At 46.4% G+C, this 17,815-nt stretch carries 17 protein-coding genes; 6 read left to right on the top strand and 11 right to left on the bottom strand.

Annotated elements, in window-relative coordinates:
* The first annotated feature begins 104 nt into the window (after positions 1 to 104).
* A complete protein-coding gene (locus R7Z41_RS19650) occupies positions 105 to 1,508 on the top strand; it encodes an SPFH domain-containing protein (RefSeq protein WP_005386397.1) in 1,404 nt (467 codons plus the stop codon).
* 102 nt (positions 1,509 to 1,610) lie between these two features.
* Here R7Z41_RS19650 and frdD read toward each other — a convergent pair whose 3' ends face one another.
* From frdD to frdA, 4 genes are read right to left on the bottom strand one after another with little or no spacing between them, the layout of a single operon-like run.
* Positions 1,611 to 1,988 (bottom strand): fumarate reductase subunit FrdD, encoded by a 378-nt coding sequence (gene frdD, locus R7Z41_RS19645; RefSeq protein WP_225478102.1) that lies wholly within the window; start codon positions 1,986 to 1,988, stop codon positions 1,611 to 1,613.
* A gap of 11 nt (positions 1,989 to 1,999) precedes the next feature.
* Entirely contained in the window at positions 2,000 to 2,383 is a 384-nt protein-coding gene (gene frdC / locus R7Z41_RS19640; protein ID WP_005381491.1) for a fumarate reductase subunit FrdC, read from the bottom strand.
* A 2-nt stretch (positions 2,384 to 2,385) separates the two neighbouring features.
* On the bottom strand, positions 2,386 to 3,144 hold the full coding sequence (locus R7Z41_RS19635) for a succinate dehydrogenase/fumarate reductase iron-sulfur subunit (protein WP_005381489.1): 759 nt from the start codon (positions 3,142 to 3,144) through the stop codon (positions 2,386 to 2,388).
* Positions 3,144 to 4,943, bottom strand: a complete 1,800-nt coding sequence (gene frdA / locus R7Z41_RS19630) for a fumarate reductase (quinol) flavoprotein subunit (protein WP_115386347.1) — start codon at positions 4,941 to 4,943, stop codon at positions 3,144 to 3,146. Before frdA ends, R7Z41_RS19635 begins: the two co-directional genes overlap by 1 nt.
* 435 nt (positions 4,944 to 5,378) lie before the next feature.
* Here frdA and epmA point away from each other — a divergent pair, with 435 nt between their 5' ends.
* From epmA to R7Z41_RS19610, 4 genes are all read left to right on the top strand, one after another.
* Positions 5,379 to 6,350 carry an elongation factor P--(R)-beta-lysine ligase gene (gene epmA / locus R7Z41_RS19625; protein ID WP_005381485.1) on the top strand — a complete coding sequence of 324 codons (972 nt, stop codon included), beginning with the start codon at positions 5,379 to 5,381 and terminating at the stop codon, positions 6,348 to 6,350.
* Between the two features lie 9 nt (positions 6,351 to 6,359).
* Positions 6,360 to 6,734: a VanZ family protein gene (locus R7Z41_RS19620; protein WP_017635567.1), complete on the top strand. Its 375-nt coding sequence runs from the start codon at positions 6,360 to 6,362 to the stop codon at positions 6,732 to 6,734.
* Between the two features lie 21 nt (positions 6,735 to 6,755).
* Complete coding sequence (locus tag R7Z41_RS19615) at positions 6,756 to 7,391, top strand: TetR/AcrR family transcriptional regulator (protein WP_005381480.1); 636 nt, start codon at positions 6,756 to 6,758, stop codon at positions 7,389 to 7,391.
* Positions 7,392 to 7,535: 144 nt separating this feature from the next.
* Positions 7,536 to 8,492, top strand: a complete 957-nt coding sequence (locus R7Z41_RS19610) for a DHH family phosphoesterase (protein WP_206954764.1) — start codon at positions 7,536 to 7,538, stop codon at positions 8,490 to 8,492.
* 73 nt (positions 8,493 to 8,565) lie between these two features.
* On the opposite strand, the gene R7Z41_RS19605 is transcribed toward R7Z41_RS19610, so the two are convergent.
* From R7Z41_RS19605 to R7Z41_RS19585, 5 genes are all read right to left on the bottom strand, one after another.
* Positions 8,566 to 9,711 (bottom strand): murein hydrolase activator EnvC family protein, encoded by a 1,146-nt coding sequence (locus R7Z41_RS19605; RefSeq protein WP_005381476.1) that lies wholly within the window; start codon positions 9,709 to 9,711, stop codon positions 8,566 to 8,568.
* 27 nt (positions 9,712 to 9,738) lie between these two features.
* On the bottom strand, positions 9,739 to 10,560 hold the full coding sequence (gene cysE, locus R7Z41_RS19600; RefSeq protein ID WP_005381475.1) for a serine O-acetyltransferase: 822 nt from the start codon (positions 10,558 to 10,560) through the stop codon (positions 9,739 to 9,741).
* 78 nt (positions 10,561 to 10,638) lie between these two features.
* Positions 10,639 to 11,676 (bottom strand): NAD(P)H-dependent glycerol-3-phosphate dehydrogenase, encoded by a 1,038-nt coding sequence (gpsA, locus tag R7Z41_RS19595; protein WP_005381474.1) that lies wholly within the window; start codon positions 11,674 to 11,676, stop codon positions 10,639 to 10,641.
* 195 nt (positions 11,677 to 11,871) lie between these two features.
* Complete coding sequence (gene secB / locus R7Z41_RS19590; protein ID WP_005386410.1) at positions 11,872 to 12,336, bottom strand: protein-export chaperone SecB; 465 nt, start codon at positions 12,334 to 12,336, stop codon at positions 11,872 to 11,874.
* 225 nt (positions 12,337 to 12,561) lie between these two features.
* Positions 12,562 to 12,996, bottom strand: a complete 435-nt coding sequence (locus R7Z41_RS19585) for a rhodanese-like domain-containing protein (protein WP_005386415.1) — start codon at positions 12,994 to 12,996, stop codon at positions 12,562 to 12,564.
* Between the two features lie 547 nt (positions 12,997 to 13,543).
* On the opposite strand from R7Z41_RS19585, the gene gpmM reads away from it, so the two are divergent.
* The gene (gene gpmM, locus R7Z41_RS19580) at positions 13,544 to 15,076 is read left to right on the top strand and encodes a 2,3-bisphosphoglycerate-independent phosphoglycerate mutase (RefSeq protein ID WP_005381471.1); all 1,533 of its coding nucleotides are present in this window, start codon (positions 13,544 to 13,546) and stop codon (positions 15,074 to 15,076) included.
* An 82-nt stretch (positions 15,077 to 15,158) separates the two neighbouring features.
* Here gpmM and R7Z41_RS19575 read toward each other — a convergent pair whose 3' ends face one another.
* Together R7Z41_RS19575 and R7Z41_RS19570 are read right to left on the bottom strand one after the other, a co-directional pair.
* Positions 15,159 to 16,046 carry a DMT family transporter gene (locus R7Z41_RS19575; protein ID WP_005381469.1) on the bottom strand — a complete coding sequence of 296 codons (888 nt, stop codon included), beginning with the start codon at positions 16,044 to 16,046 and terminating at the stop codon, positions 15,159 to 15,161.
* 132 nt (positions 16,047 to 16,178) lie between these two features.
* Complete coding sequence (locus tag R7Z41_RS19570; protein ID WP_206971026.1) at positions 16,179 to 17,594, bottom strand: SLC13 family permease; 1,416 nt, start codon at positions 17,592 to 17,594, stop codon at positions 16,179 to 16,181.
* Between the last annotated feature and the right edge of the window lie 221 nt (positions 17,595 to 17,815).

The raw sequence follows: 17,815 nt of genomic DNA, 5'->3' as shown, positions 1-17,815 counted from the left end.
ATTCCTTAATGTAACATTTTGATACATTAGTACTTGTCGCTGAGTTGCATAGCAATCTGATTTTTATCGATTTAACTCAGTAACAATCCAAAAAGGAGAACAAAATGGAAAGCAGAGGTTTAGGAAGGGGTTTAAAGGTGGAAGAAAGACGTCAGTTACTACATAAAGGATTAAAAGCAGCCGTATTTGGCGTACCGCTGTTGGCAATAGGCTTAACGATTAATAGCTCGGTGCTGATGACCGATGCGGGTTACAGCTACGTGCATCAGAATAATATTACTGGTGAGTTGGATGTGTTTACTGAACCTGGCATTCATTTTCGCATGCCATTTCTGTCCAAAATCACCAAGTATGACCAAGTGATCACCGTGTCATTCGGTAACAGCAAGGGCGAAGATTTTTATCAACGCCTTGATGCGATTCAGGTTCGATTTGCCGACACCTATATTGGTCAGATCCCCGTAACATTCCGCTTTAAGCTCAGTAATGACCCTGAAGCGGTGAAGAAGATGCACAAAGAGTTCCGCAACAACAGTAACTTGATCGATGCGCTGCTTGTAAAGAACGCACGTAACGTAACGGTGATTACCGCAACCCAATACACGGGTGAAGAGTTTTTCCAAGGTGGTTTGAACCAATTCAAATCGAAACTTGGCGATCAGTTACGAGAGGGGATTTATCTAACAGAGCGACGTCAGGTTGAAGTGGAAGAGTTGGATCTTGCGCCTGTTGGGGCGAATCAAGCCAATCCGAACCAATTACAGCGCACCAATCAACTGGTTTGGAAAACCGTGCCTGTCGTAGACAAAACCGGGCAACCGATTCGTCAAGACAATCCGTTACAACAATACGGTATTCAAGTGACGCAGGTGACCATTGGTGACCCACAGCCCGAAAAGCAATTAGATCAGCTATTGGCAGATAAAAAGCGTTTAGTGGCGGATCGTATTCGCGCGATTCAGGAACAAGAAACGTCGAAAGCACAGGCAGAGACCGAGCAGTTACGCAAAGAGATTCAACGAACACGTGAGGTGCAAGACGCCCAGCGTGGTAAAGAACTCGCAATTATTGCTCAACAAAAAGAAGTGGAAGTGGCGCGTCAGATTGCAGAGCGTGAAATCGTTGAAGTGGAAAAAACCAAACGACTTGCTGAGGTCGAGAAGGAGAAAGAGCTAGCTATCGCAGAGGCTAACTTAGCGATTCAAAAAGCGAACGCACTTTCTGCTGAGTTTGAAGCGAAAGCGATATTAGCGAAAGGTCGCGCAGAATCTGAAGTCCTAAAAGGTAAGTATGCGGCGTTAGGAGCAAACCGTGAAGTTTACTTGGCAGAATTGAATCGAGACGTAGCGAACTCGCTGTACAACAATTTGCAAAACTTCCAAGTTCAGATGCCACAAAATTACATTGGTGGAAGTGACGAAACGGGCTTGAAAACAAACCTAGATGTGATTACTGGCTTTGGTGCTCTGGGTCTTATGGACCAGACAAAGAAGGTCGCACAGCAATAAGATCATGGGTGGTCAAAAGCTTAAAAAGCAAAAAGATCATAGGTAACCCAAAGCAATAAAAAGCTGGCATTTAGCCAGCTTTTTCTTTTTTTGGTCAGTCTCTTAAATCATGAAGATAAAGATAACTGCTAGTGTAGTGATGAGGCCTGCAAATGCATAGCATGCAATTTTACCAATCACACCAGTGTGGAACTTAAGGTCGTGCATGCCGTGGTGTACACGGTGCATTGCATGCCACATTGGCAATGCTAGCGTGCCAATGATGAATAGCGCACCGATGATGCTGGTTGCGAATGCAGAGACACGCTCGTAGCTCATCGCTTCTGCATCAATCACGCCTAGTGGGACCAAGATACCTAGCACAAGAACAGTGATTGGCGTGATCATCGCGAACCAAGTACCACCTGCGCCAAACAGACCCCACCAGATTGGCTCATCAGAACGTTTTGGTGATGTGTTTACACTATAATTCGGTTTCATTGCTCAGCTCCTTACACCACGATGAGAACGATCAGTGAGATGAACGCAACCGCGGCCCACTGAGTCAATACGATGATCTTCTTGTCCACTGGTTTGCCTTTCAAACGAATTGGCATTACTTGTGGCATCATGCTGAAGAAAGTTTGAGCGTGGAATAGGCTACCGAGTAGTGCAACGATGTTGATTGCGACTACGATTGGGTTCGCCATGAACGCTAACCAACCTTGCCATGCTTCAGGACCTTTCACCAAGCAACCTAAACCGAAAGTTAGGAACAGAGTGAATAGAATTAACGGAAGCACCGTAGCTTCACGTAGCATGTAGAAGCGGTAGAAAGGATGGTTCTTCCACCAAGTGCGTTTTACTTCACGAACGTAAGGTTTACGATTGCTCATCCTTATGCCTCCACTTTCTTTGGTGAACCATCAGGTTTCAACATAGCAATCACGAAGTCCATAGAAGACTCCACTTTGCCTTGGTTTACTGCCGCTGCTGGGTCAACGTTCTTCGGACAAACTTCAGAACAGTAACCAACAAACGTACAACCCCAAGCACCGTTTTCACCGTTGATAAGCTTCATGCGCTCATCTTTACCGTTGTCACGGCTGTCTAGGTTGTAGCGGTGGGCTAGCGTTAGTGCAGCAGGACCGATGAACTCTGGGTTAAGACCAAACTGAGGACATGCGGCATAGCACAGACCACAGTTGATACAGCCAGCGAACTGCTTGTATTTCGCCATCTGTTCTGGCGTTTGCAAGTTCGTACCGTCTTCTGGTTTACGATCGTTACCAATGATGTATGGTTTGATTGCTTCTAGGCGCTCGATGAATGGCGTCATATCAACAATCAAGTCTTTCTCGATTGGGAAGTTCGCTAGAGGCTCGATAGTCACGCCGTCTGGGTAGTCACGTAGGAAGCTCTTACAAGCAAGTTTCGGTACGTTGTTCACCATGATGCCGCAAGAACCACAGATCGCCATACGGCAAGACCAACGGTAAGACAGATCTTTGTCTAGGTGATCTTTGATGTAGCCAAGTGCGTCAAGCACAGACATGGTTTCATCGAATGGTACTTCGAATGTTTGCTTGTATGGTTCTGCATCTTTTTCTGGGTCGTAACGCAGGATGTCTACTTTTTGAATGCGATTTGCTGACATTATGCTTGCTCCTCTGCGTTCTTCTCTTCAGCCGCGGCTTTTTCTGCTGCTTCACCGTATAGACGAGCTTTTGGTTGTGACTTAGTGATGGTCACATTGCTGTAATCGATACTTGGTGCTGACTCTGGCTTGTAGAAAGCAAGTGAGTGTTTTAGGAAGTTTACGTCATCACGTTCTGTACAACCGTCGTCTAGACGCTGGTGCGCGCCGCGCGATTCTTTACGTAGAATCGCAGAGTGAACCATCGCTTCTGCGACTTCTAGGCCGTAACCCACTTCGATTGCGTATAGAAGGTCTGTGTTGAACACTTTACCTTTGTCTTTGATGCTGATGCGTTTGTAGCGTTCTTTCAACTCAGTGATTTTGTCGATAGTCGCTTGCATCAAATCTTCTTGGCGGTAGATACCACAACCCGCTTCCATGGTGTGACCCATTTCCGTGCGGATTTCTGCCCAGTTTTCGTCGCCTTCTTGGTTCATTAGGTTAGCGATGCGTTCTTCAACCGCTTTTACTTGCGCGTCAATTGCCGCGTCGTTCCAGCCTTTGAATTCTGCCGCACGTTTCACGGCGTTTTCACCTGCTACGCGGCCAAATACCACGAACTCAGCCAGTGAGTTTGAACCTAGACGGTTTGCACCGTGAAGACCAACAGACGCACATTCACCCACCGCGAATAGGCCTTTAATGCGAGTTTCACAACCGCCGTCCGTTTCAATACCACCCATGGTGTAGTGAACGGTTGGACGAATTGGAATTGGCTCTTTTGCAGGGTCCACGTTTACATAAGCTTTTGCTAGCTCACAGATGAACGGTAGACGTTCTTGTAGGTACTCTTCACCAAGATGGCGAAGGTCTAGGTGCACCACGTCACCCAGTGGGTGTTTGATGGTGTTGCCTTTCTGTTGTTCGTGCCAGAAAGCTTGAGAAACTTTGTCACGAGGACCCAGTTCCATGTATTTGTTCTTCGGTTGGCCAACTGGAGTTTCAGGGCCCATGCCGTAATCTTGTAGGTAACGATAGCCGTTCTTGTTAACGATGATACCGCCTTCACCACGGCAACCTTCCGTCATCAGGATACCTGTGCCAGGAAGACCGGTTGGGTGGTATTGAACGAATTCCATATCACGTAGAGGAACGCCGTGACGGTACGCCATTGCCATACCATCGCCCGTTACGATACCGCCGTTGGTGTTACAGTGGTAAACACGGCCCGCGCCACCTGTTGCTAGAACAACAGATTTTGCTTTGATAGTAACAAGCTCGCCTTCAGACATGTGAATAGCAATCAGACCTTGAACTTCGCCTTCATCAACAAGCAGATCCACCACAAAGTACTCATCAAAACGTTTGATGTTGCTGTACTTCATTGATGTCTGGAATAGCGTATGAAGCATGTGGAAGCCAGTTTTGTCTGCAGCGAACCAAGTACGTTCAACCTTCATACCACCAAAGCGGCGTACGTTGACTTCACCGTTCTCTTTACGACTCCATGGGCAACCCCATTGCTCCATTTGGATCATTTCGCGAGTCGCGTTCTCTACAAAGTATTCAACAACATCCTGTTCACATAGCCAGTCACCACCGCCAACAGTGTCGTTGAAGTGGTTGTCTAAGCTATCTTCATCCTTGATAACTGCTGCTGAGCCACCCTCTGCAGCGACCGTGTGGGAGCGCATTGGATAAACTTTAGAAATCAGAGCGACTTCTAAGTCTGGGTTTGCTTCAGCCGCTGCAATAGCAGTACGAAGACCAGCGCCGCCTGCGCCGATGACTGCGATATCTGTGGTGATAATTTGCACAGTTATCCTCCAGTGTGTGATTGCGGAAATCCGCTTGTTATTGTCATTACGAGGCGCTCCTTAAAAAGAACTCCCCAAAAGTAGTAGGGTTAGTGTAGATGAGCCACATGGCAGAAAAATTGATGTAATTGGGTTTTTGCTTCGGTAATGCACTTAAGGGCATAGAATTTATAGGTTATGTGACTGCTATCACGGCATCGAGGTTTTGGCCCTCAAGCATTAACATTAGGGATGTTAAACCTGTGTTGCGCGACATTAACCGCATGGATAATAGGATTTTAACTGAGTGTTTTTTGTGCTGCGGCACGAGTAATGCTTGCCTCAAATTGGCGAGCACATTAGTAAAAAGAAGAAGGGATATTCCTCTCTTCTTGAAGAGTAAAAAGCATGTAGAATGAGGCTTTCCTCGCTGAATTAAAGTTTGAGAGACTTGTTATGCAAACCAACTGGCAACCTACTGCTTCCATTGACCAACTTCGTCAACGTGCGACGTTAATCGCGTCGATTCGACAATTCTTCGCTGACCGACAGGTGATGGAAGTCGATACGCCAGCCATGAGTCACGCAACCGTGACTGACATCCATTTGCATACTTTCCAAACCGAGTTTGTTGGCCCAGGCTATGCCGATGGCAGTAAGCTGTTTTTTATGACCAGCCCAGAATTCCATATGAAGCGCCTTTTGGCTGCGGGCAGCGGTTGTATTTATCAAATCAACAAAGCATTTCGTAATGAAGAGAATGGTCGCTACCACAACCCTGAATTCACGATGTTGGAGTGGTATCGCGTTGGCTTTGACCATCATAAATTGATGGATGAAATGGATGACCTGTTGCAGCTGGTATTGAAGTGTGGCGCAGCGCAGCGCATGACGTATCAGCAAGCCTTCATTGATGTGTTGGGTGTGTGTCCACTGGAAGGCTCGATGACTGAGCTGAAAGCGGCGGCAAGCAAGCTGGGTTTGAGTGACATTGCTGAGCCAGAAGAAGATCGCGATACGCTGCTGCAACTACTATTTAGCGTGGGAGTAGAAAACAAAATTGGTCAGGACGTGCCGGCTTTTGTGTACGACTTCCCTGCATCACAGGCGGCGCTTGCGAAAATCAATCCTCAAGATCATCGCGTCGCGGATCGTTTTGAAGTGTACTTTAAGGGGATAGAGCTGGCGAACGGATTTCATGAACTGGATAACCCGAAAGAGCAATTAGCGCGCTTTGAACAAGATAACGCAAAGCGTATCGAAATGGGTTTAAAACCACAGCCGATCGATTATCATCTGATCTCTGCACTGGAAGCAGGGTTGCCAGATTGTGCAGGGGTCGCGTTGGGTATCGATCGTTTGATCATGCTGGCGCTAGGCTGTGACCACATTGATCAAGTGACGGCCTTTCCATTTCCAATTGCATAAGGACGTCCAATGAACCTGACGGCTGCACGTTTCGTCATCTTTAGCTACGCCATATTGATCGCTTTTTTATCTCTGAGTTCAGGTGAACTGCAAGACTGGGGCAATATCGCGTATCTCGACAAAATGCAGCACGCTATGGCGTACAGCGGCTTTGCGTTTTTAGGTTGTTTTTGTGTGTGGCGTTGGCGTCAACGTTGGGCGGTGGCGATTAGTATTTTGCTATTCAGCGCCGTTATTGAGTGGTTGCAAGGGTATGTAGGGCGACAAACTTCTTGGTTAGACCTTGTCGCCAACTCAACTGGCATCTTAACTGGTCTGTTATGTTACCGTATTTGGAGCCTCTATCGACCTAGGTTGGTGAAGTCGCTATACTCGATTCGTTAATGAAGAGGGAACACGATAACAATGAAAACGCGCGACAAAATCGTCTACGCGGCACTGGAGTTGTTCAACCAACATGGTGAGCGAAACATCACCACCAATCACATTGCCGATCACATCGAAATTAGCCCTGGTAATCTGTATTACCACTTCCGCAATAAGCAAGAAATCGTTCGTGAGATCTTTGCGCTTTATTCAGCAGAACTTTTAGAAAGATTTACCCCTATTCAAGGTTCGCAAGAGAGCCTGACTATGCTGAAGAGCTACCTAGACTCTATTTTTACCTTGATGTGGAAATACCGCTTTTTCTACGCAAACTTACCAGAAATCTTGTCACGAGATGAACAGCTACACGAACAGTACATCGATGTGCAAGAGAAGCTGCAAGCGAACCTCATTGCTATTATGCAAGAGTTCGTAACGATGAAGCTGTTGAATGTCGATCAACAACAGTTGAAGTCACTGGTATGTACATTGCACTTGATTGCGTGTAGTTGGTTGGCGTATCAATCTGCGATGGCTTCAAAAACCAACATTACTGAGCAAATGGTGAAGCAAGGGATGTTGCAGATGCTTAATGTCGTTAAGCCATTAGCAACTGAGCAGGGCTTAGAGCAGCTACTGTTATTAGAAGATGCGGTTAGCAATCTACACAGTTAAACGTCAAACTGCTTAATATTTCGAGAGTCACTCTCATTTTCGAGTCGTGGCTCGAGTTGACTTGTCAAATATGCCACGCACAATAGTCCCATACGCTAAAAACCCTTGCAGGGATAAGATTCTCGATAAAGGAACTATCGCCCCATGAATTACGACATTTTTAATGGTGATGCTGATGGCATCATTGCTCTTCTACAATTGCGTTTGGCTGATCCTGTCGATGCCCAGTTAATAACCGGTGTAAAGCGCGACATCAAGCTGGTGGAAAAAGTAGATGTGCAAGCGGGTGATGAGCTGACTGTGTTAGACATTTCGATGGAAAAGAACATGGCAGGTCTAGAGCAAGCTTTGGCTCAAGGCGCGCACGTCTTTTACGCCGATCATCACAAAGCGGGCGACATTCCTCAGCATGGTAATTTGGATGCGCACATCGATCTCGATGCCAACATGTGCACGGCGTTGATTGTCGATAAGTTGCTTGATGGGCGTTTTCATGACTGGGCGATTACGGCGGCTTATGGCGATAACATGATTGCTAAAGCCGATGAGTTAGCGAATAACGCGGGCTTGTCGCAGCAACAGAAAGAGCAGCTAAAAGAGCTGGGTACTTTAATTAACTACAACGGCTACGGATCGAAAGTCGAAGATTTACACTTTCACCCTGCGGAGCTGTACCGAGCTTTGCTGAAGTACACATCACCATTTGAAGCTATTGAAGATACGGCCTCGCCATACTACCAATTGCAATCGGCTTACCAACAAGACATGGAGGCGGCTCTCGCAGTGCCTGCCATGCATGAGAGCGGTAAGCTGAAGTTGTTTGAGTTACCAAACACGGCGGCATCACGCCGAATCAGTGGTGTTTATGGCAACTGGCTAGCAAACCAAACCCCTGATTCTGCGCATGCGGTACTTACTGAAAATGCAGATGGGACTTATACGGTTTCACTCCGTGCCCCATTAAACAATAAACAAGGTGCCGTTGCCGTGTGTGGTCAGTTCCCGACAGGTGGGGGGCGAGAGGCGGCGGCAGGAATCAACGCGTTAAGCAAAGATGATGTGAATGCTTTTATTGATGCGGTAGAAACCTACTACGCATAGCGTTTTCCAAAACATGAATACAACAAAGGAGCCGAGTGGCTCCTTTTTTATGACAAGTCAATAAGTCAGATAATCAGCGCTTTAACCAAGATTTCGGATTCTGCGCTTCACTATTACGACGAATTTCAAAGTACAGCGATGGTCTGTCTTGACCACCTGTATCACCCGCGAGAGCAATCACTTCGCCGGCGGTGACTCGATCGCCTTCTTTTTTAGTTAACGCTTGGTTGTAACCATAGAGGGTCATGTCACCTTTTCCGTGGTCGAGCAGTACCACTAAACCGTATCCGCGCAGATACTCAGCAAATACGACAGTACCAGGATAAACGGCTTTCACTTGTTGACCATAGTTGGCAGACAGCACCATGCCCTTCCAGTTTACCTGCCCGGTTTGTCGCGTACCAAAGTTGTGTAACACACTGCCTTTGAGTGGCCAAGGCAACTTACCGCGCTGTTTGCCGAGTCCGTCCATTGGCACCGCATTACGCTTCGCTGCTTTGGCGATCTCTGCTTTTAAACGGGTTTCGTTGCGTTGCAGCTCGGCTAAGTAGCGTTTGTCATTCTTGATACTGCTCTGAATTTTATTCAGGGTTTGCTTACGCTTGGATTGTGTACTCGCTAGCGCTGTACGTTTTTCGGATTGCTGCTTGAGCAGAGTCTCGATTTGCTCTTTTTCTAGCTCGAGCTGGTTTTTGTTGTGCGCTAATTCTTGGGTTATTTTGGTGATCGCATCAATCACTTCAGCACGTGCTTTAGCTAAATGCTGGAAGTATTGGCTCATGCGGTCTTCTTCCACACCTTGATTTAACAAGTGACCATTGGCCTTCGCTCGCTCGGTTACGTAATACGTTTGCAGCAGCTGTTTGAGTTCTTCTTCTTGCTCTTGACGCTGTGCTTCTTGCAAGGCAATTTTCTCTTCCAGGTTTTCTATGTTTTTGTCTGCTTGTGCGAGGTTAGACTTGGTTTGTCGTATTTCACGCTCAAGCTTAGAAATACCAAGCTCTTGATCTTTTAGTGACTTCTGTAACTCATTGAGCTGCTTTTCTTGGGAAGAGAGCGATTTGCGCTGACGGCTTATCTCACTGGATACGCCTTTGAGCTCTTGCTGACTCACAGCAGAGGAGGTAATGGGATAAGTGGCAGATAAAGCACAAGTTAATAAAATAGCCGAGCGTAGAACAGGGTGATTTTGTTTTCGCACTTGAGAGTTACCTACCACGTTGTTGTCAAAAAGGTTTGTTGACGATTAAATACCATCTCCATGGATAAAGCTTTGCGACTTGCCGTTAAAGCCTTGATCCATATCGAGAGAGGGTTTGTCCGTTTTTGGACGTCCGACGATTTTTGCAGGCACGCCAGCCACCGTTGTGTGAGGAGGCACGGCTTGCAATACCACAGAGCAAGATCCGATTTTCGCGCCTTCACCGACTTCGATATTGCCAAGAATCTTTGCACCAGCTCCGATCATCACACCCTCGCGAATTTTCGGGTGACGATCACCGCATTCTTTACCAGTACCACCAAGGGTGACATCTTGCAGTATAGACACGTCGTTTTCGACCACGGCAGTTTCACCAATCACGATGCCTGTTGCATGGTCGAGCATGATACCACTACCAATGCGCGCTGCAGGGTGAATATCGACCTGACATGCTACCGAAATCTGATTTTGTAGGTAAGTCGCAAGAGCGTGACGACCTTGCTTCCACAGCCAGTTTGCTACTCGGTAGCCTTGCAGTGCGTGATAGCCTTTTAGGTACAGCAATGGCATTGAATACATTGAAACAGCAGGGTCGCGATTGACCGTGGCACAAATATCACAAGCCGCACCGTCAGTGATGGTTGGATCAGCCGCAAAGGCTTCTTCAACCACTTCACGCACAGCCATCGCTGGCATGGAAGCGGTGTTCAATTTGTTAGCCAGAATATAACTCAGAGCGGCACACAAACTTTCATGCTTGATAATGGTGGCATGATAGAAGCTTGCCAGCATAGGCTCTTGTTCTGACATTTCACGGGCTTCTGAGACAATTTTGTTCCAGACTTTTTGTTTTTCGCAGTGTTTCATTCTCAATATCCAGAGTGGTTCTTCCGTGACCCGACAACTTCAATTTTTCTCAGATGAGCTGCAAAGGGCGGTAGATTGCTACTTTCCTTCGGCTTTTTTGTCACGAGCAAGTAAATCTTGCGCTGCTAAGCGCGCATCTTTTCCTTGATACAATACTTGATAAATTTGATCAACTATCGGCATCTCAACACCCATACGTTGAGAAAGTAGCCATACTTCTTTTGTATTGCGGTAACCTTCAACCACTTGACCAATTTCTTCTTGAGCCGTATCAACGTCTTTACCTTGGCCTAATGCCAAGCCAAAGCGTCGGTTACGTGATTGGTTATCGGTACATGTCAGGACAAGATCGCCTAAACCCGCCATGCCCATAAAGGTTTCTGGCTGTGCACCCAGCGCAGCACCAAGGCGACTCATTTCAGCCAAGCCACGAGTAATTAATGCAGTACGGGCATTGGCGCCAAAACCGATACCATCAGACATACCCGCACCAATCGCAATAACGTTTTTCACAGCGCCACCCAATTGCATACCAATAAAGTCACTATTGGCATATACGCGGAAGGTTTTGCTACAGTGGATTTTTTCTTGTAGATCCGCAACAAATTCAGAATCTGGAGACGCAACAGAGATTGCAGTCGGCATACCCATTGCGAGCTCTTTCGCAAACGTTGGGCCAGACAATACTGCTAGTGAGTAGTTTTCACCGATAATGTCATAAGCGACGTCTTTCAGCAGGCGCCCCGTTTCAGGTTCAAGCCCTTTGGTTGCCCAACAGATGCGAGAGTCTTCGCGCAAGAATGGTTTACAGCTGTTTAGCACGATGCCAAAGACATGGCTTGGAACCACAACCAACAAATCTCGGCTTGCTTGAACGGCTTTTTCTAAATCCGATTCAATGATCAAGCTTTCAGGGAAATCAACACCTGGTAAGAAGGCATGGTTAGCTCGGTCTGCTTCTAGGCGAGCCATGTGCTCTGGCTCGTGTCCCCAAAGGACAACGTTCGCGCCGTTACGAGCGAGTGAGATTGCCAAAGAGGTGCCGTATGAGCCTGCGCCAATCACAGTCATTGCGATGTCTTTACCGTAAGCATTGTTTGTATTTGCTTGTGTCATGCTACCGCCTAATTGTCTTGCTACTAGTAGAATCTAGTTCCTAATCGTCAAATTTTACGCCTTCTGGCGATTAGGAACTAGGAACTTTTGTCAGAAATAAAAAATGCACATTGCATCGGATGGTAGACGCTCTGTGCATTTTATTTGAGTCGGTGACGTCAGCACTGTGGCTATTCGTCACTTATAAAACGTGAATTACGCTTCAGCTTCGCCTTGTTGAGCTTGCTGTTGTAGGTAGTTCATGAATAGCGCGTCAAAGTTTACTGGCGCTAGGTTCAGTTGAGGGAACGTACCTTTAACGACTAGGCTTGAGATAGTTTCACGAGCGTATGGGAATAGGATGTTCGGGCAGAATGCGCCTAGGCAATGTGCAAGTTGACCAGCTTCCATTTGTTCAGCAGTGAAGATACCACCTTGTTGAACTTCACATAGGAACGCAGTCTCTTCTTCGTTCTTCACAGTAACGGTTAGACGTAGAACAACTTCGTAAACGCCTTCACCAAGCTCACGGCTTTGAGTGTCTAGGTCTAGTTTAACGTCTGGGTTCCACTCTTTCTGGAAAATTACTGGAGAGTTCGGCGCTTCAAAAGAAACGTCTTTTAGGAAGATGCGTTGAATTGCGAAGTTTTGTTGTGCGTCTTGAGGTGCTGCTTCAGCCATTTTTTAATCCTTAAATCAATATTTGTTGAGCCTAGAAACGTCTAAGCTCAGAAAACTGGTATGTCCTGAGACTAACTGAGCCAATCTACCTTGACTAGATGAAGCGTGTATTACGTGCAAAGCGTCACAACTTAGTGCTCCAACTGCTTTCAATTTGCTCAGTTTTTTGTCCGCGAGGCTTGGTAAAAGCGCGTTTAAACGCGAACTTTCGTTCTTGCCACGTTCCTACTTTTTACCGCGAACTAACGGCAGGTTCGCTTCGTTCCACGCAATCAAACCATTTTTTAGTAGGCTCACGTTTTCGAAGCCAGCTTTTACTAATAGGTTTGCGCTTTCTTGAGCGGTCTGTCCTGTCTTGCATACCACAATGATTGGGTCTGATTTGTGGTTTTCAAGGCTACCCAAGTTACCCGCTTTGATGTCTGACGGTAAAATGTGAAGTGAGTCGGTGATATGACCTTTTTTGAACTCGTCCTTGGTACGGATATCCACTACAACGCCGTTTTCACGGTTCATAAGATGAGTCAGTTGGTTTACGTTGATTTCTTTGTATGCGGCTGTCGCTGACTTCACGATGTTCATGATAAAGGCGACAAGAAGACCTACCCAAACCAAAGATAGAATCATGTTCTGTTGGAAAAATTCAATGTACTCTTGCATGTCTTGAGCTCTTACGCTGTTGGCGGAAAAATAAAGCAGGAGTATAGCGAGGTTACGGCTCTTAGGCGAGAGGGTTAAAATTTTCTAACGAATAATTGAGATCTCTATAAACCCTTTATGCCCTTACTATCCGTACATTTCGCTCTGGTAGCTTGATTGCTTTTGCCTATTGGACTTATCGGTTTAAGTGACTTCTGTTTTACTGAGAAAAGAGAACAATAGGTATTAACCCATCTTGTTTGATGTTGCTTTAAATTAGCGCTGTTTCAAGTGCAAAAATAAGAATGAGAAGCGTAAGAAAACCGAACTTAGACTGGGGTGTACAAAGCGTATTAGAAATGACTATGCTTGTGGAACACGATTGTCGGCACTGACTCGTTGTTCGCTTAACTTGTAAGATAGCAACAATAAATCGCAAACATTATTTGATCTTAACCTACAGTTTTGGTTAAAAAGTGTAGTAAAATTACGCTAGTTTTGTTTCAAGGTTAGATAGGGCAGCGAGGCCCTACGCCAAAAGTTACTTAAATTTGATGAGGTCATCACTATGTCAGCTAAGAAGCCACTGGCTCTAGTTATCCTTGACGGTTACGGTTACCGTGAAGACACAGCAAGTAACGCAATTGCGAATGCGAAAACACCAGTAATGGATGCTCTGATTGCGAATAACCCACACACATTAATCTCTGCTTCAGGCATGGATGTTGGCCTTCCTGATGGTCAAATGGGTAACTCTGAAGTTGGTCACACTAACATTGGTGCAGGCCGCGTTGTATACCAAGACCTGACTCGTATCACTAAATCAATTGCTGATGGTGAGTTCGAACAAACGCCTGCGCTAGTTGAAGCAATCGACTCTGCTGTGAAAGCTGAAAAAGCAGTACACATCATGGGCCTGATGTCTCCAGGCGGTGTTCACTCTCACGAAGACCACATTTACGCTGCAGTTGAAATGGCAGCGGCGCGTGGCGCAGAGAAAATCTACCTACACTGCTTCCTAGACGGCCGTGACACACCACCACGTAGTGCTGAAAACTCACTACAACGTTTCCAAGACCTATTTGCGAAACTAGGTAAAGGCCGCGTTGCTTCTCTAGTAGGTCGTTACTACGCAATGGACCGTGACAACAACTGGGATCGCGTCCAAGTTGCTTACGATCTTCTAACTCAAGCTAAAGCTGAGTTCACAGCAGAAACGGCAGTTGCAGGTCTAGAAGCGGCTTACGCTCGTGAAGAAAACGACGAATTCGTTAAAGCAACAGCTATCAAAGCGGAAGGTCAAGAAGACGCAATCATGCAAGATGGTGATGCGGTTATCTTCATGAACTACCGTGCTGACCGTGCACGTCAAATCACTCGTGCATTCGTTCCTGCGTTTGACGGCTTTGAGCGTGCAGTATTCCCAGCAATCAACTTTGTGATGCTGACTCAATACGCGGCTGATATCCCTCTAGCTATCGCATTCCCACCTGCGTCTCTAGAAAACACTTACGGTGAGTGGCTATCTAAACAAGGTCAAACTCAGCTACGTATCTCTGAAACAGAGAAATACGCACACGTGACTTTCTTCTTCAACGGTGGTGTTGAGAACGAATTTGAAGGCGAAGAGCGTCAATTGGTTGCTTCACCAAAAGTTGCAACGTACGACATGCAGCCTGAAATGAGCTCTCCAGAACTAACAGATAAGATGGTTGCGGCTATCAAGTCTGGTAAGTTCGATACCATCATCTGTAACTACCCGAACGCAGATATGGTTGGTCACACTGGCGTTTATGAAGCGGCTGAGAAAGCAATCGAAGCTCTAGATGAAAGTGTGGGTAAAGTGGTTGAAGCAATCAAAGAAGTTGGCGGTCAACTATTGATCACTGCGGACCACGGTAACGCAGAAATGATGATCGACCCTGAAACTGGCGGCATCCACACTGCTCATACTAACCTACCAGTACCTCTAATCTATGTAGGTGACAAAGCGGTTGAATTCAAAGAAGGCGGTAAACTGTCTGACCTTGCACCAACCATGCTTTCTCTAGCTGGTCTAGAAATCCCAGCAGAAATGACGGGTGAAGTACTAGTTAAATAATTAACTAACGGCTCCGAATGACAAAAGCCCGAGTTTAAACTCGGGCTTTTTTGTATCTGGCAGTAAGGGCTGGTCTGTAAGGTTACTGAACCAAAATGCCAGCACCAATCACAGCTAGGGCTGCGCCCAACCATGCAAATCGGTTTGGTCGGCGTTTAGTGTAAATCCAGAGCAGTGGTAGCAACATAATTGGCGTGGTTGAAGATAGAAGTGCAACCATACCTACATTTCCTTCTTGCAGTGCGTATAAGATTAGCGTCATGCCGACGGCCATCGCCAAGAAACCATTAAGGGCAGTAATACCAAATACGCGCCAAGTAATGTGTTGCGTCGAGCGAGCGACTTTGACCCCTAGAACTAACAACATGCTGTGGGCGAAAAAGGCACTGATCATTCGAATAGCAGAAGCCGCAACTGGGTCAATACTGGTTTGCATTACTGGCTTGGCGATAATGCCTCCCAATGCTTGGCACATTGCTGCGGTTAAGCCAAGTCCAATACCTACCCAGATGTTACCTTTAATGTCTTCCAAGACGTTATTCACTTGACCTCTTCGGCCAAAGAATATCGCCATCACCACGCCGCTAAATACCAATGATGCGCCCAGTAGTTCTATTGTGGTCATGACTTCGCTAAATAAGAAGTAGCCCAAGATGGCAGAGAACACGGCGTGGCAAGAGAAGAGTAACCCGGCTTGTCTTGGCCCCATACGATTCAAACACGCGAATAGAGCGGTATCGCCAATAAAAATACCAATCAGTCCTGAGGCCATCATTGGCGTTACATGTTCCCAAGAAACCGTTAACCAGCCGCCAGTTATCCAGGCCATTGTTGATAAGATCACGGCCGTACAGCCCATGCGCCAGCGGCTGTAAGAAAAAGCGCCTAGGTGTTGTGCAGGAATGACCGAAATTAGGCTAGAAACTGCCCACAGAAAAGCGGCGCATAAAGCAAGCCATTCGTAACCCATGATGTGTCGACGTCCTTGTAGAGTAGAGGAGTCTTAATATGCACGAAATTTATGGGATGTAAAAGCCGCTCTGTAAGGGCAGTAGCTGGAGAGCAGCTCCATGACAACACGCTTTTTCATGGAGCTCTTCGATTAAAACAGTACCAAAACTGCGCCATACACGATAAGTAGACCAATCAAACCGAGAATCAGGCCTACTTTCGTCATGTCTTTGCTCTCGATGAGGCCTGTTGAATAAGCCAAAGAGTTTGGTGGTGTGGAAACCGGTAAGATCATGCCAAGTGATGCGGAGAAGGCGACGACAACCAGTAAACCTTGTAGGCCACCAACCGCAATAAGGCTTGGCATTGATGTACCAATAGCGGCAGCAATAGGCATCAATAAGTTTGTTGTTGCGGTATTAGACATAAAGTTCGCCATTAACCAACACACTACCGATAGGGCTAAAACAACGGCAAATGGTGATAGCAGGCTGTAATCAATGGCGTGCGCTAATGCTTCGGCTAAGCCCGTTTTGTCTAAGGCAATACCAATTGCTATACCACCGGCAACCAGCCATAAAACATCCCAGTTAATCAGCTTGAGCTCTTCTTTTCCCATAATGCCCGTTAACGTGAACACTGCTAGTGGGATAATCGCGACAACGTATGTATTCATGCCATGCACTTTCGTTGTCATCCAAAGCACAATGGTTAGTGCAAAAGTGATGTAGACGACGATCGCACGCCAGCTCCTTTTGAATGTACCATCTAGCTTTAGTTTCATTTCTGGTTCGCTAGACGGAAACAGCTTTTGCAACAAGAACCAAGCTACAGTGAGTTGTACCAACACAAAGGGTAGACCCATTGTCATCCACGATAGGAAGTCTATCGCGTTTTCTCCAGTGAGATATTGAAGCGCTATCGCATTAGGTGGCGTGCCTATCGGAGTCGCAATGCCGCCTGTATTCGCGGCAATTGGAATACACAACACCAGTGCTTTAATGCCTAAATCCCCTTTAGGTGCTGAAGCGACGATGGGGCCAAGCAGGGCTAGCATCATCACGGTCGTGGCAGTATTGGACATAAACATTGAAAAAACGGCGGTAATTAACATCAAGCCCAGCATTATGAACTTAGGTTGTGTGCCGAATGGTTTTAATAGCACTCGGGCGAGGTTGTTGTCGAGCTCGTATTTGGAAGCCGCAATCGCGAGAGCAAAACCACCCATAAAAAGAATAATGATCGGTGAAGAGAAGGCCGAGAAAATATCGGTGTAAGCAATTAACTCTCCTAAATCATGCCCCGCTGGTGGATTGCGAAATAGATGCAAACCTTTATCCGATATCATGATCAGTTCAAGAGCGATAATAAGAATGGACGTAGCAAAAACGGGAACCGGCTCGAGAACCCAAAGTAGGGCAGCAAGAAGAAAAATAGCCAACAGGCGATGCTGAATTAAAGTGAGATCGTCAATAGGAATAGCATCGATCGGCATCATCAAAACACCGAGCGGAATTAAAAAGCACACCAGCAATTTCGCCAACGTGTTTACACTCATCTTTGGCATTGGCTGCCCCTCTAAATATTCATTCTAAGCGCAGGATAATTGATTGTGGAATGAGGGTCTTAGAGGCAGGTATGAGTTTGAGAAATAGAGGCTAAATTTCGAACGGAGTTTTGCTTTTTATCAATAAAAAGAGCCCTTAATAAAGGCAATGTAGATCAGATAAGGATCAGTTGACCGATCCTTCTGATGAGAGACAATCGGAAACCTGTTTATAGGTTTCC

It is taken from the genome of Vibrio sp. 1457, from assembly GCF_033340195.1.
Lineage (GTDB): Bacteria > Pseudomonadota > Gammaproteobacteria > Enterobacterales > Vibrionaceae > Vibrio > Vibrio alginolyticus.
The sequence above is the reverse complement of the archived record's forward strand: the minus strand, read 5'-3'. Positions and strand labels throughout refer to the sequence as shown.